The following is a 21,441-nucleotide window of genomic DNA, read 5'->3' on the forward strand; positions in this document are numbered from 1 at the left end:
TTTGGGCTCCTTGTTGCTTCATTCATGATTAAAAACCGGGACTAATATCTGCATTAGACTGAGGATAAAGTCTTAGGTGTTCGTATTTCCCTTTATGATTAAGGTCATTTGAACTATGCATAAAAAGAAGAATTATAACGATATAAAGAAGTATAGGTATTTTGTGGACCCGATCCGTTGGGTGCTGTTACTATAATGACTTGTTCAGGGGGAATACCGATTTGAGAATCCATATAATGAACCTGCAAGACGGAGATCGTCTGACAGCGGATACATTCAGCGATGCAGGATTACACGTTCTCGGGAAGGGGACTGTAATCAAAAGTGAGGATATCTCCTTGCTCATGCAGCACCGTGTAGATTATGTAGATATTGAATTGCGCGAAGAGGAAATTACTGAAGCAGAGTTTTTTGCTGCAGCGGCAAAGCATGCTTCCGGCTCTAGTACGAAGGAAGAGATGCCTGAAGAAGAAATGAAGTCCCAATTCATGCAGACTGTACATAATTATCAAAATGCTTTCCTCGAAGCTCTCACCGTTGGTAAGTTCAACGCGACCATGGTGGATGATGCACTTCAACCGATGGTTGAGGGACTGGATGAGCAGAAAGATGTCGTTCATCTCCTGATGATGCTGGAGCGGGATGACGTCAATAACTATACACACTCCATCCAGGTAGGATTGTTGTCCTTCTACCTCGCGAACTGGCTCGGATATTCTCAGAAAGAAAGTTATCAGATCAGTCGCGGTGGCTATTTGCATGACATTGGAAAGTGTAAAGTATCTCACCGGATTCGTAATAAAACAGAACCGTTGACGGCGGATGAGCAGCTTGAAATGCAGCGCCACACCATCTATGGTCATGAAATCATCAAAAATTCCATGACGGATGAAGCGACAGCCTTGGTTGCTTTGCAGCATCACGAGCGGGAAGATGGTTCGGGATATCCGATGCAACTTGGGAAAAACGAAATTCATCCGTATACCCAGATTGTGTCTGTTGCCGATATCTACATTGGGATGAGATCCGGTAATCACGGAGGAAGCAATCCGAATCTGATTAATAACCTTAGAGATATCTATGGAATGGGATTTGGCAAACTGAACGAAAAGCCGGTTCAGGCATTAATGCAGCATTTGCTTCCTAACTTCATCGGCAAACAGGTGTTGCTCAGTAACGGAGAAAAAGGTGTTATTGTTATGAACAATACGTCTGATATTTTTAAACCGTTGATCAAAGTGGAGTCTGAGGAATATCGCGACCTCTCCAAAGAGCGTACACTTGCGATTGATGAATTGCTTATTTGATTTCGATATTCATCGGTGTTCTATATTTATATTGTAGACGGGTCTCCTGTACTAAGACAGGGGAACCGTTTTTTTATATCCTCGCATGATGTGTTGTTCGACCAGAGTGGCAGGAGTATACTTTGCAAAGATTATATTCTCCCTCAGAAGGAGCGATTGCCATGATTGAAGTAACAACTGAGATTACCATACATGCTTCGATTGAACGGTGCTTTGATTATGCCCGTGATATTGAGGTACATACACAGACCGTCTGGAAGCATACAAAAGAACAGGCGATCGCAGGTATAACCACAGGAAGAATTGGAGCAGGGGATACGGTCACATTTCAGGCAACCCATTTTGGCATACGACAGAAGTTGAAGTCCCGAATTGTACAATTTGAAGCACCGTTTCTCTTTGTGGATCAGATGGAGAGAGGAGCTTTCAAGAGTATGCGACATGAACATCATTTCCGTGTATGCGGAGAACAGATGACTTGCATGAGAGATACGCTACGTTTCCAAGCTCCTCTTGGTTTGCTGGGGTGGGCAACAGAACGGCTCATCCTGAAGAGATACATGCAGGCATTTCTGGAGAGTCGCAATCGTAAACTCAAAGTGATGCTGGAGCAGTAATAGTATGAATTGGATAAGGGAGAGGAGAGAAGACATATGATGGACAATGAATATTATGTAGGGTGGGGCACACTTGCCTTGATAAATGCCGGACTGGCTCAGGGAAAAAACAGAAGTGGTCGTAACTGGTTTCTGATTTCCCTGTTATGTGGTCCATTAGCAACCCTCTTTATTGTGGTGTGGAATAAACTGGACTAATTCAACGATTGAGATTTCGATGCATGTGACGATCGATCATCCAGAACAGAAGTGCGGCTGCACTCACACTCGCACCTAACCAGCAAACACCTGTCCAGCCGGCCCATGCATATACCTGGGTAGAAGCAATAGAGCCGATTGCACTGCCAATGGAATAAAAGATCATGTACGCTGCCGTCAGGCGGCTCTGTGCTTCAGGGCGAACTTCGTAGATCAGGCTCTGGTTGGTAACATGTACTGCTTGAACGGCGAGATCGAGAAGGATGACACCAAGGATCAGGAACCACAGGGATTGGTGGACATACCCGATGGGCAGCCAGGATAAAAGCAGAATAACAAGAGAGATGCCGGTTGTTTTTTGACCAAGTCCTCGATCAGCTAATTTGCCTGCACGTGCAGCAGCCAGTGCCCCGGCAGCTCCCGCCAGACCGAATGCACCTATGACCGTATGTGAAAGGGACAGTGGAGGGGCGCTGAGCGGCAGAACCATGGAAGTCCACAAGATGCTAAAGGCTGTAAAAATAAGCATGGCCAGCACACCGCGAACTCGCAACACGGGCAATTCACGGTACAGTTGCAGGACGGAGCCGAGTAATTGAACATAGCTTTGTTTCAGTTGTTGAGGTTGCTGTCGTGGTAGAACAACAAATAAGGCAAGAATCCCGAGTAATGTAAGACTGGCTGAGAAGAGGTATACCGATCTCCAACCGAGCCAATCGTTTAGTGTACCTGCAATCGTTCGTGCGAGCAAAATGCCAATGACGATTCCGCTGGTTACCTGACCAACGATGCGACCGCGTTCGGATGGATCTGCCAAATGGGCAGCAAAGGCAACTAACGTTTGTGTAATTACTGCGAGTAGACCGACGATAGCCATCCCGGTGAACAACAGGGAACTGGACCGTGAGGTTCCTACCAGAACAAGTGCAACCACAGAGAAAAGCATTTGAATGATGATCAATTTACGGGGATTTAAGAGGTCACCGAGCGGAACAAGAAGAAACAGTCCCAGCGCGTAGCATATCTGAGTTACTGTGACGACGATACCTATGGATGACGGAGCGAGGCCGAATTCTTGTGCAATGGAGTCGAGCAAAGGCTGAGCATAATAGATATTGGCTACCGCAAGTCCGCTGCACACGGCAAACAAAAGAGCGGTCAGACGAGACATGGTTGGCCTATTTTCATTTTTATCGGCCGTTTGTACATATGGAGAAGAAGTTTGCATGAATGGATTTCACCTTTCTATTATGTACTGATCGGTATGTTATGTTCCTGCATAACCATACTTTAATTGTGTGAAACCTGTCAACAGAGAAATGGATGAGATAGGATGCTTCGTAAAATGACCTATTGATCTAAGGTTTTTTTATTCTTGTATGGATATGATTTGACTTTATAGTTAGGTTGCTATTAGAGTTTAATTATACTGATCGATATATAAAGAGGTGAATTGTATGGTTAGACAACGGGAATTTGATACGGATAAAGCACTTGAAGCAGCGATGCATACATTTTGGGACAAAGGATTCGAAGCGGCATCTTTGAGTGACTTGACGGCTGCGATGGGCATTCAACGTCCCAGTTTGTACGCAGCTTTTGGCGGCAAAAAGGAACTATTTGAAACGGCATTTCGCAGGTACACGACTCAACATGCTGCTCAAGTAAGAGCGAAACTTCAACAGGTATCTTCAGTACGTGAATCATTTCGTGGCTTATTTGAACATATTGGAGCAGAAGGAAGTGTAACCGAGCCCAGTCACGGTTGTTTTTGCATCAATACGATGGTTGAACTGGCTCCGCATGATCCCAAATTCGCTGTTCTTACAAGGGAGCATCAGATGTATCTGGGTGTACTTTTCAAGGAAACGTTAGAACGAGGGCAACAGAGCGGTGAGTTGTCCGTTGACCTGAACGCAAGTGCGGTCGCGCAGTCACTGGTCGTATCCATGATTGGTTTAACTGTATTGATGAAATCAGGACCAGACCGCTTGTTTGTAGAGCAGAGCATTCAGGTTACGTTGTCTTTGTTGCAGTAATAGGGTGGAATTTGCTTACCAGCGATATCTATGTCTGATGGCATTGGGCAGATCAATGCAGAGTTGCTACAATATACATCAATTGAACTATACATTTACACAAAACGGAGAGGACAGAAATAAGCTGAGGAAGCGGAGCTAAAAGATTTCTGAAAGAAAGCTACATCGGAAGCATATGCCTCGCCTTTATCCCCGGATTTTTCCTTTATAAAAAGGAATCGAAGAAAATCTGGGGATAACAGCGATCAGAAGGTTGTTCTGTCATTGTAGTGACCAGTGTTAATATTCTTTAGTACAATTTATAGATAAGAATTGAGCAGATATAGGAGGAGATCAGGAATGGATACGAAGTTGCGCTGTGCCGTGTTGGATGATTATCAGAACGTTGCGCTTTCATCGGCGGACTGGAATTCCCTGCTGGATCGGGTGGAGGTTCAGACATTCAATAACTATATGGGCTCGGAGGAAAAAGTGATTCAGGAATTACAGGATTTTGATATTGTGGTCCTGATGCGTGAACGTACCCCGTTTCCGGAAACGGTTATTTCACAGTTACCCAAGCTGAAACTTCTGATTACAAGTGGCATGCGTAATGCATCCATAGATCTCAAGGCTGCGGAAAGCAGCGGGGTCATCGTGTGCGGAACCGAGGGAAGCTTCAATCCGCCAACGGAGCTCACATGGGCACTGATTCTGGGTCTGTCGAGGCATTTGGTAACGGAAAATAATGCACTTCGTTCCAATCGAAACTGGCAGAGCACCTTAGGCATAGATCTACATGGAAGAACCCTTGGTTTGCTCGGTTTGGGTAGAATAGGTACTCGCATGGCTGAAATCGCACATGCATTCGGCATGAATGTGATGGCTTGGAGTGAGAATCTGTCACCAGAGAAGGCCGATCAGCAGGGCGTCATTTGGTCCGAGACCAAAGAACAACTGCTGGCACAGAGCGACATTGTATCCATTCATCTGGTATTAAGTGAACGTACGCGCAATCTGATTGGACAGGCTGAATTTCAACAAATGAAACCTAGTGCACTATTGATCAATACGTCGCGAGCAGGCATTGTCGATCAGGATGCTATGGTGAAGGCGTTACAGGGTGGCTTAATTGCTGGTGCAGGTCTGGACGTATATGAGCAGGAACCACTGCCGGTCAACCACATTATGCGGTCATTACCCAATGTCCTGGCCACACCGCACCTGGGTTATGTTACCCGTGGGAATTATGAAATCTATTATAATCACATTGTAGAGAACATGGAGATGTTCCTGAAGGGGACACCGATCAGACAACTGTTACCTTTGGAAGAAATGGGCTGAATTGAGACTCAGCTATAAGTGTATTAGACTCAGCGACAACAAGGTGTTGCCAGAAGAGAGCATACTGGGCAACACCTTTTTAGTGTCTGGGTCAGTCGTCTGGATGGTGGTAATAACGTTTTGGATATAAGGGGGTCTAGGATGTAGTACATTCTGACTCCTAACACTCCAAATAGTTAACCGTGTGATCCTCGCGAAGAGGAACGAATCATGGCAACACTCGATTCACGAACGATTAGGCGCGGTTCAAATTGAATATGCTCGTAATCGCTAGTATTCATCTCCCGAATTCGCTTTAACAACAGCTCGGTCGCAAGTCTGGCTACTTCTTCCCCCATAATCGACACTGAACTGATCTGCGGAGAAGTGACGGTGGTCCACTGATTGTTATCTATCCCCACGACAGCCACATCTTCAGGCACACGAATGCCTAACTCTTTGAAACGATTAACTAATCCAATGGCGACCATATCATTAATGGCATAGACGGCATCTGGCATATGTGTAAGTCCATAGAAATAATCTGCGGCGTTGGCCCCCGTATTCAATGAAAAGTCCTCACCGAAGTAGACGAGAGAGATATCCACATGACCCACGGCTTGCTCGTAGGCACGGTAACGTTCCTCGATAATGTCTTTAGGTGCTCCGGCATAGGCGATTCGGGTTCGTCCGATCTTGAATAGATGTTCCATCACTAATCTGCCCTCAGGTTGAGAGAGAGAGACGATATCCGCCTTCATTCCTGACTCCAGTTTCTTGCCATAATTAATCATGGAGATGGGGAGAGGAGCTTTATCGATCAATCCGGGCAATGTTTTGGGATATGCCAGGGGCATGAAGACCAGTCCGTCCACATGCAGTTTTTTTACATTACGAATGGTTTCCAATTCGGTTCGGGCATTGCCGGCCGTATTGATCTGTACGACATGATAGCCATGCTGCTTCGCGGTTTGCTCCACAGACCAGGAAATCTCGGGAATGATGGCATTGCGTATGTCGGGTACAACGAGCGCAATCTGATGAGTTTGCCGGATCTTCAGACTTTGTGCAGAGGTGTTGGGTACAAACCCCAGCTCTTCAATGGCTTGCATGACCGTATCCCTTGTTTTGCTGCTGATACCTTCGGAGTTGTTGATAGCACGGGATACGGTAGCAATACCTACACCGGCACGTTCTGCTACGTCCTTAATCGTAAGTTTGTGTTCTTTGCTCAATGTATGGTTACCTCACTTTATCGGAAACGATTCCGAATTTTAGGGATATGTATGGATTGGATGATAATCCTATATGTTGATTATAACATTTGTGCATACAAGTATCTTGTGTACAGCACCAGATTCATACAGATGCATGTCGTGTTTCCGTGATTTCATCATATACAATAGAAGATTAACCCTCGTGGATTAAATTGTATATCATCACGAGATAGACATATTTATGGGGAAATATGTTTGACAGTGTATCTCAAATGTGACATATTTAATTTACGGAAACGTTTCCGATTATATCAAATACTTATGATCTGGGAGATGAAACGAATGAAAGCATTACGTTGGCATGGAGTGAAGGATCTACGTCTCGAACATATTGATGAACCCCAACCTGAAGAGGGTAAGGTCAAAATAAAAGTGGAATGGTGCGGAATCTGCGGTAGTGATCTGCACGAGTATACGGCAGGTCCAATCTTCATCCCGGCTCAAGCTCCACATCCGTTAACAGGGGAACAAGCGCCTGTAGTCATGGGTCATGAATTCTCTGGACAGGTGGTGGAAGTAGGCGAGGGCGTTACCCGTTTCCAGGAGGGCGACCGTGTTGTGGTTGAACCAATCTATGCCTGTGGTCATTGCGAAGCATGTAAACAGGGAAGATACAATTTGTGCGATCAGATGGGCTTTCTGGGCTTGGCGGGGGCGGAGGAGGCTTCTCCGAGTACGTTACAGCTGCGGAAAACATGGTGCATTCCATCCCTGATTCCATCTCTTACGAGCAAGGGGCACTGGTCGAACCTTCGGCTGTAGCTCTTCACGCGGTGCGCCAAAGCAAACTGAAAGTGGGCGATACGGCAGCGGTATTCGGTGCAGGTCCAATTGGACTGCTGGTGATTGAAGCACTCAAAGCTTCGGGAGCATCCGATATTTATGTGGTGGAGTTGTCTGAGGAACGGAAAGCAAAAGCGGCAGAACTGGGTGCCATTGTGATGGATCCAACACAGTTCAATGTGGTGGAAGAGATCCATGAACGCACACAGGGCGGCGTTAACGTAGCTTATGAAGTAACCGGTGTTCCGCGTGTGCTACAACAAGCCATCGATTCGACACGCATTGGCGGCGAACTGATGATCGTCAGCATTTTTGAACAGGAAGCGCCTATTCATCCGAATTCCATTGTAATGAAGGAACGTACGGTAAATGGCATTATCGGTTACCGCGATGTTTTCCCGGCAGTCATTAGTCTGATGGAAAAAGGGTTTTTCCCTGCAGACAAGCTGGTGACCAAACGAATCTCATTGGATGAAGTGGTGGATCATGGATTCGAGGCGCTGTTGAGAGAGAAAAACCAGGTGAAGATTCTGGTGAAAGCTGAATAGAAAGTAGAGTGGCAAACGAAATAAAGAAGTGTGAAACCAAGTTGAAGTAGCTAAATATGAAGTAGACAGCGGCAGTGAGATGATTACCAATAGACAACGTATCTTTCGATGCGATTGTCTATTTTTTTTTGTCTATATCGGGCGGAATATGTTGCATGCACGGGTGGATTTACATAGTATAAAAAGATACAATTTGTATCATCTTGGTATAAAGGTAAAAGTCATGAAAATATGAAGGAGGAAGCGGACATGCAGAGACATACGAAATGGACAGCCGTGATTTTGACCATCGTTGCAGGAATGAGCTGGATGCTTATGGGGAATTCCAAACCGAGAAACCACACTTCAACGAATCAACCACCTGCAACAGAACGTGGGCTTGCCAAGGTGTCGAATGCGCCAATCAGTTCAGCTGACGTAACAGCTAAGATTGAACTGCTGGGGAGACCTTTTACCAAAACACCGTATGCTAATAACGTCTGGGACATGCAACTTTACAAAGGTAAGATCTATTTGGGTCACGGAAATAGCAGTAATCTGGGCGTAGCGCCGAATTCAGGGCCTATTCCTGTTATTTATTATGATACAGCCAATGCATTATTCAAGACTCAGTCGGTGACCAACAGCAATCCGGGCATTGTGCCATCGACCAAGATGTATGTGGATGAGGAACAGATTGATATCTACCGAGTGCTGAATGACAAGCTATATATCCCTGGCAACGATTCAGATAGTGAGGCTTGGGAACTTGGCAACTTCTATCGTCTGGATGGAGAGGTATGGACCAAATATCGCAATCTGCCGCTAGGTGTACACGTATACGATTTGGCATCCTATAAGGGCAAGATGTTTGCAGCGCTGGGTACGGAATCGAAACCAACCCTATTAATCTCTCATAATGAGGGTGTAAGCTGGCAAAAATATGCGACTATCAATACGTTTGGCTTCAGGGCCTATACGTTATTCGAACTTAATGGCAAATTATATGCCTCTGGCATGATGTATCCTGCCAATAAAATATGGAACGACAAAACCAATATTCTGGAGATTAATGAGCAACTTCAGAAACGGGACGTTGTCATCTATGGCAACAAAATGTTGCCGGGACTTACCTATCAAACGGGCACCATTCCTTATAATAAAATAGGCAAAAATATTAACTTCAATAACAAGTTACTGTATATAGCGGGAGGCGTGTTCAATGATGGGCAGCTGTTGCCCAAATCGTTAAATGTCATGACCGACATTAATCAGGCAAGACGTGTCATTCTGCCAGATGCCAAGGCGCTTCCTACGGATGTACTCTTACGGAATGGCAAGGTATACGTACTAACATATACACGCCAAAGTGCCAATCTGTATACAAACCGGGTCTATCAATCGACTGATCTGACAACGTGGAATGAGATTTTGCGATTTAATCAGGACACGTACGCCAAGTCATTCGAAGAGAATGAAGGTGACTTCTACTTTGGTTTGGGTACGGACCCGGATGTGTTATCGACTTCGTCAGGGAAAATGCTTCGAGTGAACAGGGGAGATATCCCCGTGAATTCTAATTAAATTGGAAGGAAGATTATGGATTATATACTATGCTACATCCACATTATTGGTTACCGGGAAAATAATTGACGATGTGGTAGAATGCAGGGCAGACTGAAGCAGCATTGTGATTGTACAGAGACTGCTTAGGGTGTGCTCTGTTTTTTTGTACTTATGATTAGCATGAATGCCTGCCTTCGAAAATTTGAAAATAAAATTTAGAAACTATAAAATGGATAGAGGAATAACCTTGATCAGTCAGCTGGATTACATCGGTTTATTTTATATACCAGCCTATCGCATTCATGTGAATGCAAATTTCCACACTTCCAATTGTAAAGGAGCAATATACGATGAACGTACCTTCCGCATTATTTCAACCATTCACCTCGGATAAGCTAACCCTGTCTAACCGAATCGTTATGGCACCCATGACACGTGGATTTTCACCAGAGGGTGTACCTGGCCCAGAAGTTGCAGAATATTACCGTCGCAGAGCAGCGGGTGGTGTGGGGCTTATCATTACAGAAGGCACAGGCGTTGGTCATCCATCTTCTGTTAGTGGGGCGAGTATCCCGTTATTTCATGGGGAGGATTCACTACAAGGTTGGGCTAACGTAGTGGAAGCCGTACATGAAGCAGGTGGCAAAATCATGCCCCAGTTGTGGCATGTGGGGACAGCACGTCGTTCCGGCGATCTGCCTAACACAGAAGCTGAGCCAGTAAGTCCCTCAGGAGTTAGCATGGCAGGTGAAGCGACGCGTGAGCCGTTGACGGAAGATGAGGTTAAAGAACTTGTGCAGGCTTTTGCCCAAGCGGCAGCGGATGCACAGCGTATTGGTTTTGACGGAATCGAGCTTCATGGGGCACATGGATACCTGATTGACCAGTTTTTCTGGGAGCAAACGAACCGACGGACGGACAAGTATGGTGGTGACCTGATACAGCGAACCCGATTTGCAGTTGAAGTGATCGAAGCATGTCGTGCTGCGGTGGGTCCTGATTTCCCAATCGTGCTTCGCTTCTCCCAATGGAAGATGGGCAATTATGATGCACGTCTGGTGGAGACACCGGAACAATTGGAGCAATTCCTTAAACCGTTGATTGCAGCAGGGGTGGATATATTCCATTGCTCTACGCGTCGGTTCTGGTTGCCGGAATTCGAAGGATCTGAGTTGAACCTCGCGGGTTGGACACAGAAGTTAAGTGGCAAACCCGCGATCTCTGTTGGATCGGTAGGACTGGAAGCGGAGTTCGTGGACAGATCAGCCGAGAATCAGGGAACAGGGGATGCCCATCTGGAGCAATTGAATGAGAAGATGGAGAATGGTGAATTTGACTTGATCGCCTTGGGACGTGTACTACTGAGTGATCCCGAATGGCCTGCCAAAGTTCGTGAAGGTCGTACATCCGATATCATTCCGTTTACAACGGAAGTGTTGACAACACTCCATTAACCCAACCGGAAACAAACCGGGAAAAATACAATGAGCCGCCAACAGGCGGCTTTCTAATACCACTATAATGATAATTTCAACATATGAAAAATTCACAATAGTAAATCATTTCAACCGCCGCTGATACCTTCTGCGTATCCCTCACTCCGCTCACGCCCTATGTCACAACACCATTAGGTACCACACCTTGGCTTCCAAAGAAATCATTTTTTATACGCGCGTCTTCGGCTTCATTACGATTCAATCTCCAGCACGACTCATTTTGAAATTTAACCACCTTATGATAAGGTTATGCCTGAACCTTTGAGTCGCCATTACGAGACACTACATAAGGAGGATGACATCCTTGAACATCTATAGTTACGATTCGAAGAACTCAAAAAACAAGTGGTTCAGATCCCTGCAGATCATGTGTATTCTGCTGGGTATTTTGCTGCTTTTGTCAGCATGTGGGCGAGGACAGCAATCTTCCTCAGCAACAGATTCCAACGCGAATTCGAATACCGGACAATCTTCGTCTTCACCAGAGCAGAATACAGTCCCGCCAGAGGAACATGCGCAAGATGAAGCGCAGGAGGAGCTTGATCCGGTTCAGGAGCAACTCAATGGATTAACGCTGGAAGAGAAGATTGGTCAGATGATACTGGCTGGCGTTCAAGGGACAACACTGGACGATCAAGCGAAACAGATGATTACGGATCAGAAGGTAGGGGGCATTATTTTCTATGCCAACAATGTCACGACACTTGAGGGGACAGCCAAGTTCGTGCAATCCATCAAGAAAGCGAATCAGGCCAACCCGGTGCCGATCTTCATGAGTGTGGATCAGGAGGGTGGCAAAGTCAGCCGTATGCCAGAGAACGTTGAATCCATTCCATCCAATGGGAAGGTGGGTCAGACGAAAGATAGCGCGCTTGCTGAAACGATGGGGGAATTACTCGCCAGACAGGTGAAGCTTGCGGGATTTAACGTAGATTTCGCTCCTGTACTGGATATTAACAGTAATCCGAAGAACCCGGTCATTGGGGATCGTTCATTCGGCAGTTCTGCTGATCTGGTGTCACGTCTGGGGATTGCAGAGCTGAAAGGTCTGCGCAGTGAAGGTGTTATTCCGGTAGTGAAGCATTTCCCGGGTCATGGCGATACATCAGTGGATTCCCATCTGGATCTGCCTGTGGTCAACAAAACAGAAAAGCAACTGGCTAAGCTGGAATGGATTCCGTTCCAGGCAGCAGTGAAGGAGCAAGTGGAGGCCGTTATGGTTGCACACATTTTGTTCCCAAAACTTGATAAGGATCATCCGGCTTCCTTGTCGGATGTCATTATTGGTGAACATCTGCGTGGGAAACTCAAGTATGACGGTGTCGTCATTACAGATGATCTGAGCATGGGAGCAATCGCGAAGAACTATACGTTGGACGAAGCAGCCATAGCGACAGTTCAGGCAGGAAGTGACATCTTGTTGGTAGCTCACAGCTATGATAGTGCGAAGACGATTTTTGATACGCTAATGAATGCGGTGAACTCAGGCAAGATTTCCAAGTCTCGAATCGATGAAAGTGTATATCGTATCCTGGCATTGAAACAACAGTACAAGTTATCGGACCAACAGCAAGCCTCCGGAGATCTGAAGCAGTTGAATGCGGACATTCTGGAATGGGGCAAGCAAGTCAATGCTCGATAATACATCCTGTGTTATGATTTGGGCAGAGGTGAGACTCATCGATGTATACCATTCTGATTATAGAAGACGACCCGAAGATTGCAGGGTTATTGAAATCCCATATTGAGCGCTATGGAGACAGGGCTGTATTGGTTGAGGATTTTGAAAGGATTGTACAACAGTTCGAGCAGGTAGAGCCTCATGTTGTGCTTCTGGATATCAATCTGCCAAGTTACGATGGATTCTATTGGTGCCGCCAGATTCGGACGATGTCCACATGTCCAATCCTGTTTATCTCCGCCCGAAGCGGCAAGATGGATCAGGTTATGGCGCTGGAGAACGGTGCAGATGATTATATCACGAAGCCCTTTGAACATGAGATCGTCATGGCCAAAATTCGGAGTCAGCTACGCCGGGTATACGGCGATTATGCTGTACGAGACGAGGAGCGCAAGGTGGAACTGGATGGCTTGGTCGTGTACTTGGAAAGACTGGAGATTCAGCTCGGTGATCGCAAAGTACAGTTGACGAAGAAGGAAACCATTCTGCTGGAAACATTATTGCGTCGCAGTCCCAAGCTGGTGAGCCGGGAGACCATTCTGGAGAAGCTTTGGGATGACTCCTTTGTAGATGACAACACGCTGAGCGTTAATGTTACCCGGGCGCGCAAGCGATTAGCCGAGCTTGGAATTACGGATGCACTGGAAACGGTCAGAGGATCAGGCTACCGTCTGATCAACAACTGGAAGACGATTTCACCCTCATGAGATTATTCTTACGAGAACATCTCGCGCTGACTTGCTGGGTTATGGCGATCTTGTTGACCGTTGTAGCCGTGTTCTGGTACGACGGATACAACGATTGGGTAACGGCTGCCTATGCAGCAGCGCTCGGGTTTTTTTTGTACATAGGATACTTGGTCTATCGTTATATGTCCCATCGTGCCTTCTACACCCGAATGACACGGTCGATGGATTCGCTGAAAGAATTCGTACCCTTGAATGAGACAAGTCCGTTATCGCTGGCACTGGAAAAGCTGCTGGATTCACAATACGCACAATATCACACACATCTGCACCGGCTGGAACAGCGTCAACAGGAATATCTGACGTTTATGAACCAGTGGGTGCATCAGATGAAGACACCGTTATCGGTCATCGAATTGACTGTGGAAGAGCATGAAGATGATGATCCACGCCTCATGAGCATTCGGGAAGAAGCGGACCAGATGAGAAGGGGATTGGAGACGGTACTGTATGTCGCACGTCTGGATACTTTTGAACAGGACTTTAGTGTTGAACCCGTCATACTCAAGACCGTTGGTGAGGAGGCGATCCATGAGCTGAAACGTTTCTTCATTCGCAATCATGTCTATCCCGAGATGCATATCGATTCGTCGCTGGTTGTACAATCCGATGCCAAGTGGATTCGTTTCGTATTGGTGCAGTTACTGTCCAATGCGATTAAATACTCTGCTGGCAATGGGCGAAAGATCTACCTTCGTGCATATGAAGCGGAGCGCTCTATTATTCTTGAGGTGCAGGATCAAGGGATCGGGATTCCGAAGTCGGATCTGAACCGGGTGTTCCAGCCTTTTTTCACCGGGGAGAACGGGCGGCATTTCAAAGAATCTACGGGAATGGGACTGTATATTACGAAAGAAGTGCTGGTGCGGATGAACCATCGGATCGATCTCCAATCTGTGTACCACGAAGGGACGACCGTCCGTATTACTTTCAGCTCGTAATAGGTATATTTCTGCTTATAATTACAATGTAGACGTCGATTGCCTTTCGGGGCAAAGGCGTCTTTTTTGGGTATCCTGATTCAACCTTACAAGATTGTCATGTTCATGAAAGGTTAAACCATAGGAGATTAGTCCAAACTTCGGTAGACTGTAGTCAGAAGATCACATTATCACCGTATTAGTCATACAGGATTACAGAAATGGCCATTTGCTTCATCCATTCACACAGTAGCAATGTAAGTGAAGTGTAACTGAATCCATCTTAATAATGATATTAAAATTGTAAGGAGTTGTATGTATGGAGATATGTTCTGTGCAACAGATCAGCAAAATCTATAAAGGCATCGTTTCATATGAAGCGTTATCGGACATCGACCTCAGCATTCAGGAAGGGGAGTTTGTCGGCATTATGGGACCATCGGGCAGTGGCAAAACAACGTTGCTGAACATGATCTCGACCATTGATCATCCGACATCCGGAGAACTGCGGATTGCAGGCAAGAATCCATTTGAACTTAACCAGGATGAACTTGCGCTGTTCCGGCGCAAAGAGCTGGGATTTGTTTTCCAATCGTTCAATCTGTTAAATACATTGACAGTCAAGGAAAACATCGTGCTGCCACTTACTCTTGACGGCGTTTCGCTAGCAGAGATGAACACGCGTGTAGAACAGCTGGCAAGTAAACTAGGAATCGAGAACATTTTGAACAAGCGGACATATGAAATTTCGGGTGGGCAGGCACAACGTACAGCGATCGCCAGAGCACTTATCCATTCGCCCAAGCTGATTCTGGCTGATGAACCAACGGGCAATCTGGATTCGAAGGCGGCAAGAGATGTCATGGAAATACTCGAAACCCGCAATCAGGAGGATCAGGCCACGATGCTGCTGGTCACCCATGATGCAATGGCAGCAAGTTATTGCAGTCGGGTCGTCTTTATCAAGGATGGTAAATTATATAACGAAATCCATTACGGTGATAACCGTGCGGCTTTTTATCAGAAGATTATTAATGTATTATCCCTGATGGGAGGGTCAGGACATGAATTTTCGCCAGTTCGCCATTAATAATGTTGTTCGTAACAAACGGATATATCTGGCCCATTTTCTGAGCAGTACGTTCTCTGTCATGATCTTTTTCACTTATGCATTGCTCCTGTTTCATCCCGATCTGAAAGAAGGATTAAAGGGATCAAGCGGGACGGTTACAATGCTTGCGAACCAGGGATTCATGATTGCAGAGGTGATTATATTCATCTTTTCATTCCTGTTTTTGCTCTATTCGGTCGGGTCATTTCTGAAGACACGCAAAAAGGAATTTGGTATTTTCCTGATTCTCGGCATGACGCGCAAACAGATGAACCGGCTCCTGTTTATGGAGAATATGTGTATCGGGATCGCGGCGATCATTGCGGGTATCGGGCTGGGTATCATTTTTGGCAAGTTGATCCTGCTGATCTGTGGCTCCATGCTGGCTGTAGAGAACAGCCTTCCGTTTTATTTTCCACTGAAAGCTATTGCCCTGACGGCTGGCGCATTTCTGCTGCTGTTCGTGGTCATCGCAATGTCCTCATCATTGCTCATTCGCAAAGGTACGCTGATTGAACTTGTGAAATCGGAGGAAAAACCCAAGCCTGAACCCAAAGCATCGCGTCTGCTCGCCTTGTTATCAGTATTGTTGATCGGCGGGGGCTATGCAGGGGTATTCACTTTTGTATGGGTAAGCTTCTCGTTTCCGTTATTACTGGCAAGTGTCGTGGTCGTTATTGCAGGTACGTACTTACTGTTCACACAGCTCAGTGTGTACGTGATCCGGGCACTCAAAGGCAATCCACGGTTATTTTTCCGTAAAACCAATTTGCTCTTCCTATCGGAACTTACGTATCGAATGAAAGATAACGCGATCATGTTTTTCATGGTAAGTATCATCTCGGCTTCTTCATTTACGGGAATTGGCACCATGCTCGCGATTGCTGACCCGGGGTTGTCGTCGATGTCGAATCCGTACGCATTCAGCTATATGAATTCATGGGATACTCCCCAGTCAGAGCGACATATTCGGCAGATTGAAGAAACGTTGATTGATCATGAAGTTCCCTACGTGAAGGGCAGTTATGCTCCTATAGTGGAAAATAACAATGGAAATATTATCAAGCTAAGTGATTATAACCGTCTGGCGAAGGCACTTGGGTATGAAGAACGTACGTTGAAACAGATCGATGAGTCATTTATGACACCAAGCAATTTGGCGGTTCGTAAGAAGCTCCGTGATCAGGCTGAACAAGGATTCTCGGGGGCTGAGGTCAAGTTGTTGATTGAGAATCGGTCCGAACAGATTCGACTAGTGACACCTGGTACCGATATTGTGATTCCTTTTCAAAATGAAATTAATCTCTACGTCGTAACCGACGAATGGTTTGAGAAGATGAGACCAGCGTATAACCAGGAAGTGGGGATGCCTGAAAATTTCTATTCCAACCGTACGACTCAATTTGTCGTAAAAGATTGGATGAGTACACGCAGCTTCGCTCCTGAATTGATCGAATCCATTAAAAGCGATCATTCCGACAGAGGTTATTACGAGGTCAGCGCGCTTGTGGTGGATTGGCTAAATTCCAAGCAGACCAATGGCATTATTCTAATTTTGAGCGGCCTGATCGGCATTGTTTTCTTCACTTTTGCAGCAAGTTTCACGTATTTCAGACTCTACGCAGACCTAGAACGGGATGAAGCGCAGTATCGCATGATTGGTAAGATGGGACTCAGCCGTCCTGAACTCCGCAAGATCGTAACAAGGCAGCTATTGCTTATGTTCTTCCTGCCGATTCTGGTCGCCGTCATCCACAGTTCGGTTGCCTTTGTAGCGTTGCAGCAGCTGGTCGATTTCTCGGTCTTCGGCTACAGTCTGCGGATCTTCATGGTGTTTGCATCCATGCAGGTATTATTTTTTGCACTTGTACGCTGGCGGTATCTGCGTCACATGTATTCCAAGTTAGTCTAAAATAGATGGCGAACAGACACTGGGCTTATCGCTCGGTGTCTGTTGACTTTTGGATGCAAGGCACAGTACTATTTCATTAGATACAGAATGTATCATTACATAGTTTCTCAATAGGGGGACAGATCATGAGCATCACGATGTCTCGTGGACAAGCTTACATTCACCGATTGAATGATGAGCGGAATGTATGGTTGGACGGAGAGCGTATCCAGGTAACCGAACATCCGGCCTTTCAGGGAACACTGCAAACGATAGAAGGGCTGTTCAATCTGGCGGATGATCCGGAGACAAGGGATATCGTTGCTTACTGGGACGAACAGACAGGAAGTTACGTGCATCAATCCTTTCTTGTGCCGCGTTCAGCTCTAGATGTGACCAGCAGGGCAGCGGCATTTCGACTATGGTCTGATCGGACATATGGAGTCATGAGCCGACTGTCTGATTATGCCCGATCCCGCCTGACGGGTTGGTATGCCACACGGCATGAGATGACAGCACACGACCCGGCATTCGCGGGTAGAATATCAGACTATTATGAAGAAGCCAAACGAAAAGATGCATTCCTGACGATTGTTCAGCGTGACCCGCAGATTAATCGTTCATTGCCTGTCGGAGAAGACGAGGATGCCATGTTGCGGATTGTCAAAAGTAATACAGAAGGTATGGTCATTCGCGGGGCCAAAATGATTGCAACAGCCGCTCCGTATGCGGATGATATCATCGCATACCCGGTGCAGCGAATCCCGAGCCACCGCCCCGAGCTGGCCCATATGGTGATTGTGGCCGCAGACAGTCCGGGTTTACATATGATGTGTCGGGAGTCCTTTGCAGCCAAAGATTCGGATAGATCGCATCCGCTAAGTGCGCAGTATGATGAAATGGATGCCGTTTTATTTTTTGATGACGTATTCGTACCTTGGGAACGCGTATTACTGCACAACAATCCTGAAGCTGTGTGGCAGATTCGCTGTAATGCAGCTTCATCCAGTCTTGCCTATCATCAGAGCATCATTCGCTTGCATTCGAAACTTGCGTTCATCACTGCTGTGACCTCATCCATTGCCAAGGAGATTGGGGTAGACTCCTTCCTGAATGTGCAGGAACAGCTCGGCGAGATGATTAGTCAGATGCAGACGATTGAGGGGTTGGTGATTGCAGCTGAATCTCAGTCTAAACCGGATTCCTTCGGGAACTGGATACCGGAATTCAAATATATCGAAACAGCACGTAACTTGGGTAATCGTTATTACCCCCGTGCGGTGGAAATCCTGAAAACGATCGCTGCCGGCGGGCTGTTTCAGATTCCTTCAGGAACTTTTGAGCAGAATGGATCTATGGGTTCCCTGATGGGGCAATATCTTGGCGGAGTTACGATGCAAGCACCAGAGAAAATTCGTTTATTTCAGCTTGCCTGGGAACTGACCGGAAGCCCACTTGGAGCAAGACATGATCTGTACGAACGTTTCTATGCGGGTGATCCCGTCCGCAATCGTGCGAGCCAATATGTTCAATATGACAAGGAAGCATTGTCAGCTAAGGTTGGACCGTGGCTTATTCCTCGTGAAAACTGATCCCGTGTGAATCGAACGAATGTAAGAATATATGAACGAATGAATCTTCTGAATGAAGAATATAGTTTGTTGCTCAAAGCCTTGGCCTGCGCCAGGGCTATTTATTTAGATTATCTTTAGAATTGATTTAGGTTGAATTAAGAGACGTAGTATATAGTATTAATATTGAGATAGGCATAGAGTATAGGAAATGAGAGGAATGACATGAGATACACCGTATTAATTGCAGATGACGAACCAGAGATTGTGGAGCTGCTACAGCTCTATCTGGAGAAGGATTACAACATAATGACTGCGGTGAACGGGGCCGAAGCGCTACAATGCATACGTTCAACACAGATTGATCTGGTCATACTGGACATCATGATGCCTGTCATGGATGGATTACAGTTGATTAAGCAGATCAGGGCCACGCATCACATGCCTGTTCTGTTCCTGTCCGCCAAAAGTCAGGATCACGATAAAATTCTGGGACTTGGACTCGGTGCGGATGACTATATATCTAAACCGTTCAACCCGCTGGAGATCGTTGCCAGAGTAGAGGCACTGCTCCGGAGAGTCAATCATTTTGATGCACCAGAGACCAAGGCAACAGAAGAACAGAATCTTATGCTTGGTGAGCTTATGCTGGATCGATCCCAATGTATCCTTTTCCGTTCGGGTAAGCCTGTGACGTTGACCTCTACCGAGTATAAAATCGTGGAACTACTGCTGAATCAGCCTGGTCGAGTGTTTACCCGCAAAAAAATATACGAAGCGGTCTGGGGAGATTATTATGCACACGAAGACAGCACCATTATGGTACATATCAGCAACATTCGGGAGAAAATTGAGCGTGATTCCAGACAACCGGAATATCTCAAAACGATAAGGGGACTGGGATACAAAATTGAAGCGCCCATGGAAAGCTAGAGAAAAGCGATTGTTGCAGACATCCCTGACATTGGACTTTCTGATATTTAACTTCTTTTTGTTGTTACTGGTACTGATTGTCTATCTTATCGTGTCATTGGATGTGGTCGATTTCCGTATTTCGGATCAGGTGGTTGATCCCGATCTGAATGTCGAAGCACATGTGTATGTGAAGGAACTGGAGAATATAAGGTCTTCCGGTAACCCCAACCAGACCAGCGGCACAGAAATTCAACGTCTCAAGGATAGTGGCGGCTGGATGGAGATTCTGGATGAAGATCGCAAGTTGATTCGCCATGTTGGTGACAAGCAAGATACGTTTACCCAATACAGTGAAGCCGATCTGTATGATGGACTCGAAAACCGGAGCGACCAGCCTTACTATTATTCGATCACTCCGTTTGCTTCAGAAGGAGCGGCAGCATATGTTTTGCTCAAAATCCCGCGTGATCTGGTCAGTGTACGGATTAATGATAATCAGCTGATAACCAACCTGAAGCATCCATTATCCTTTTACATTATGATCGGCATCGGTTTGGTCTTGCTGTTGATTTTCGTGTACAGCTACTGGGTCGCACGGCGAATCAAAAAACCGCTGAGTATTCTTTCCTCGGGGCTTACGCAAATGATTCAGGGGAACTACAGTACGCGCATGTTGATCTCGGCGGAAAGGGAGTTTGTCCAGATCGGTGAGACTTTTAACTATATGGCGGACGTCATTGAGAATACATCAGCTGAGAAAAGATACGCAGAAGAGAGCAAGCAGCGACTGATTGTAGACTTGTCCCATGACCTGAAAACACCCATAACTTCGATACAGGGATATGCCCAAGCTTTGGTCGAGGGCCGCGGGGAGGATAAGGACAGGCAGCAAAGATATCTGGGTTACATCTATAACAAATCTGTCCAAGTCGCACGCATGATACAAAATATGCTGGAGCTGCTGAAAGTGGATTCGCCGGATTTCCACATGCAGATCGAGAGAAGAGAAATTGGGGAATTCGTACGTGAAATTATGGCAGATACCTACGGGGAGATTGAACAGAAACATTTTGTCCTTCATGTGCTTGTTCCTGATCAGGAGATCTATGCGAGGTATGACCCGGAGCTGTTGTCCAGAGTTATTCAGAATCTGATCACGAATGCACTGTCTTACAATCCGCGTGGAACGGAACTTCGTGTAGAGCTCATTCCAATGGATACCCATGTGGTAATTGAGGTGGGTGATACCGGAGTGGGCATACCACAAGAACTATGGGCCACCATTTTTGACCCGTTTGTGCGTGGGGATGAGGCTCGGACAGCTACCGGAGGTACTGGACTCGGATTGTCCATCGCAAGACGAAATACAGAGAAAATAGGTGGACGGCTGCTCCTCTCAGAGCGCGGGCGAGAGACCACTGTGTTTACTATACAAATACCGATTGAAAGAACCGACAATAGAGTTAGATGGGTTTCAACATAAAGAAAAGGTCA

Annotated in this window: 17 protein-coding genes and 1 pseudogene; 16 read left to right on the forward strand and 2 right to left on the reverse strand. The window is 46.2% G+C overall.

Translation table 11 applies throughout. The features are described from left to right. Positions 1–221: 221 nt before the first annotated feature. From C0Q44_RS22400 to C0Q44_RS30365, 3 genes are all read left to right on the forward strand, one after another. Entirely contained in the window at positions 222–1,307 is a 1,086-nt protein-coding gene (locus tag C0Q44_RS22400) for an HD-GYP domain-containing protein (RefSeq protein ID WP_105409446.1), read from the forward strand. Between the two features lie 161 nt (positions 1,308–1,468). Next, positions 1,469–1,924 (forward strand): SRPBCC family protein, encoded by a 456-nt coding sequence (locus C0Q44_RS22405; protein ID WP_105409447.1) that lies wholly within the window; start codon positions 1,469–1,471, stop codon positions 1,922–1,924. A 36-nt stretch (positions 1,925–1,960) separates the two neighbouring features. Beyond that, complete coding sequence (locus C0Q44_RS30365; protein WP_181151156.1) at positions 1,961–2,122, forward strand: hypothetical protein; 162 nt, start codon at positions 1,961–1,963, stop codon at positions 2,120–2,122. Position 2,123: 1 nt separating this feature from the next. Here C0Q44_RS30365 and C0Q44_RS22410 read toward each other — a convergent pair whose 3' ends face one another. Continuing rightward, positions 2,124–3,350 (reverse strand): MFS transporter, encoded by a 1,227-nt coding sequence (locus C0Q44_RS22410; protein ID WP_258166506.1) that lies wholly within the window; start codon positions 3,348–3,350, stop codon positions 2,124–2,126. Positions 3,351–3,579: 229 nt separating this feature from the next. On the opposite strand from C0Q44_RS22410, the gene C0Q44_RS22415 reads away from it, so the two are divergent. After that, a complete protein-coding gene (locus C0Q44_RS22415) occupies positions 3,580–4,161 on the forward strand; it encodes a TetR/AcrR family transcriptional regulator (RefSeq protein WP_105409448.1) in 582 nt (193 codons plus the stop codon). Between the two features lie 339 nt (positions 4,162–4,500). After that, a complete protein-coding gene (locus C0Q44_RS22420) occupies positions 4,501–5,484 on the forward strand; it encodes a D-2-hydroxyacid dehydrogenase family protein (RefSeq protein ID WP_105409449.1) in 984 nt (327 codons plus the stop codon). 176 nt (positions 5,485–5,660) lie between these two features. Here the strand turns inward: C0Q44_RS22420 and C0Q44_RS22425 are convergent, their stop codons facing one another. After that, a complete protein-coding gene (locus tag C0Q44_RS22425; protein WP_105409450.1) occupies positions 5,661–6,698 on the reverse strand; it encodes a LacI family DNA-binding transcriptional regulator in 1,038 nt (345 codons plus the stop codon). A gap of 324 nt (positions 6,699–7,022) precedes the next feature. Here C0Q44_RS22425 and C0Q44_RS22430 point away from each other — a divergent pair. The 11 genes and pseudogenes from C0Q44_RS22430 (at position 7,023) to C0Q44_RS22480 (ending at position 21,430) form a co-directional block, all read left to right on the forward strand. Further along, positions 7,023–8,071, forward strand: a pseudogene (locus C0Q44_RS22430) (2,3-butanediol dehydrogenase). Positions 8,072–8,320: 249 nt separating this feature from the next. Further along, positions 8,321–9,634, forward strand: coding sequence for a hypothetical protein (locus tag C0Q44_RS22435; protein ID WP_105409451.1), 1,314 nt, complete (start codon positions 8,321–8,323; stop codon positions 9,632–9,634). A 332-nt stretch (positions 9,635–9,966) separates the two neighbouring features. Next, positions 9,967–11,070 carry an NADH:flavin oxidoreductase gene (locus C0Q44_RS22440; protein WP_105409452.1) on the forward strand — a complete coding sequence of 368 codons (1,104 nt, stop codon included), beginning with the start codon at positions 9,967–9,969 and terminating at the stop codon, positions 11,068–11,070. Between the two features lie 346 nt (positions 11,071–11,416). Beyond that, the gene (gene nagZ, locus C0Q44_RS22445; protein ID WP_258166507.1) at positions 11,417–12,754 is read left to right on the forward strand and encodes a beta-N-acetylhexosaminidase; all 1,338 of its coding nucleotides are present in this window, start codon (positions 11,417–11,419) and stop codon (positions 12,752–12,754) included. 41 nt (positions 12,755–12,795) lie between these two features. Continuing rightward, positions 12,796–13,500: a response regulator transcription factor gene (locus C0Q44_RS22450; RefSeq protein ID WP_105409453.1), complete on the forward strand. Its 705-nt coding sequence runs from the start codon at positions 12,796–12,798 to the stop codon at positions 13,498–13,500. Beyond that, positions 13,497–14,480: a sensor histidine kinase gene (locus C0Q44_RS22455; protein WP_105409454.1), complete on the forward strand. Its 984-nt coding sequence runs from the start codon at positions 13,497–13,499 to the stop codon at positions 14,478–14,480. The genes C0Q44_RS22450 and C0Q44_RS22455 overlap by 4 nt, the downstream gene beginning before the upstream one ends. 298 nt (positions 14,481–14,778) lie before the next feature. After that, positions 14,779–15,549, forward strand: coding sequence for an ABC transporter ATP-binding protein (locus C0Q44_RS22460; protein ID WP_105409455.1), 771 nt, complete (start codon positions 14,779–14,781; stop codon positions 15,547–15,549). Further along, positions 15,524–17,482: an ABC transporter permease gene (locus tag C0Q44_RS22465; RefSeq protein ID WP_105409456.1), complete on the forward strand. Its 1,959-nt coding sequence runs from the start codon at positions 15,524–15,526 to the stop codon at positions 17,480–17,482. The genes C0Q44_RS22460 and C0Q44_RS22465 overlap by 26 nt, the downstream gene beginning before the upstream one ends. Before the next feature lie 125 nt (positions 17,483–17,607). Then, positions 17,608–19,053 (forward strand): 4-hydroxyphenylacetate 3-hydroxylase family protein, encoded by a 1,446-nt coding sequence (locus C0Q44_RS22470; protein ID WP_105409457.1) that lies wholly within the window; start codon positions 17,608–17,610, stop codon positions 19,051–19,053. A gap of 204 nt (positions 19,054–19,257) precedes the next feature. Continuing rightward, positions 19,258–19,965, forward strand: a complete 708-nt coding sequence (locus C0Q44_RS22475; RefSeq protein WP_105409458.1) for a response regulator transcription factor — start codon at positions 19,258–19,260, stop codon at positions 19,963–19,965. Further along, a complete protein-coding gene (locus C0Q44_RS22480) occupies positions 19,943–21,430 on the forward strand; it encodes a sensor histidine kinase (protein WP_105409459.1) in 1,488 nt (495 codons plus the stop codon). Before C0Q44_RS22475 ends, C0Q44_RS22480 begins: the two co-directional genes overlap by 23 nt. The last annotated feature ends 11 nt before the right edge of the window (positions 21,431–21,441 follow it).

The organism is Paenibacillus sp. PCH8 (genome assembly GCF_002968835.1).
Classification (GTDB): Bacteria; Bacillota; Bacilli; order Paenibacillales; family Paenibacillaceae; genus Paenibacillus.

Excerpts from the sequence above, each read along its gene's own strand:
- C0Q44_RS22405 (WP_105409447.1), top strand. The coding sequence starts at position 1,469 with ATGATTGAAGTAACAACTGAGATTACCATACATGCTTCGATTGAACGG.
- C0Q44_RS30365 (WP_181151156.1), top strand. The coding sequence starts at position 1,961 with ATGATGGACAATGAATATTATGTAGGGTGGGGCACACTTGCCTTGATA.
- C0Q44_RS22410 (WP_258166506.1), bottom strand. The coding sequence starts at position 3,350 with ATGCAAACTTCTTCTCCATATGTACAAACGGCCGATAAAAATGAAAAT.
- C0Q44_RS22415 (WP_105409448.1), top strand. The coding sequence starts at position 3,580 with ATGGTTAGACAACGGGAATTTGATACGGATAAAGCACTTGAAGCAGCG.
- C0Q44_RS22420 (WP_105409449.1), top strand. The coding sequence starts at position 4,501 with ATGGATACGAAGTTGCGCTGTGCCGTGTTGGATGATTATCAGAACGTT.
- C0Q44_RS22435 (WP_105409451.1), top strand. The coding sequence starts at position 8,321 with ATGCAGAGACATACGAAATGGACAGCCGTGATTTTGACCATCGTTGCA.
- C0Q44_RS22440 (WP_105409452.1), top strand. The coding sequence starts at position 9,967 with ATGAACGTACCTTCCGCATTATTTCAACCATTCACCTCGGATAAGCTA.
- C0Q44_RS22450 (WP_105409453.1), top strand. The coding sequence starts at position 12,796 with ATGTATACCATTCTGATTATAGAAGACGACCCGAAGATTGCAGGGTTA.
- C0Q44_RS22455 (WP_105409454.1), top strand. The coding sequence starts at position 13,497 with ATGAGATTATTCTTACGAGAACATCTCGCGCTGACTTGCTGGGTTATG.
- C0Q44_RS22460 (WP_105409455.1), top strand. The coding sequence starts at position 14,779 with ATGGAGATATGTTCTGTGCAACAGATCAGCAAAATCTATAAAGGCATC.
- C0Q44_RS22465 (WP_105409456.1), top strand. The coding sequence starts at position 15,524 with ATGAATTTTCGCCAGTTCGCCATTAATAATGTTGTTCGTAACAAACGG.
- C0Q44_RS22470 (WP_105409457.1), top strand. The coding sequence starts at position 17,608 with ATGAGCATCACGATGTCTCGTGGACAAGCTTACATTCACCGATTGAAT.
- C0Q44_RS22475 (WP_105409458.1), top strand. The coding sequence starts at position 19,258 with ATGAGATACACCGTATTAATTGCAGATGACGAACCAGAGATTGTGGAG.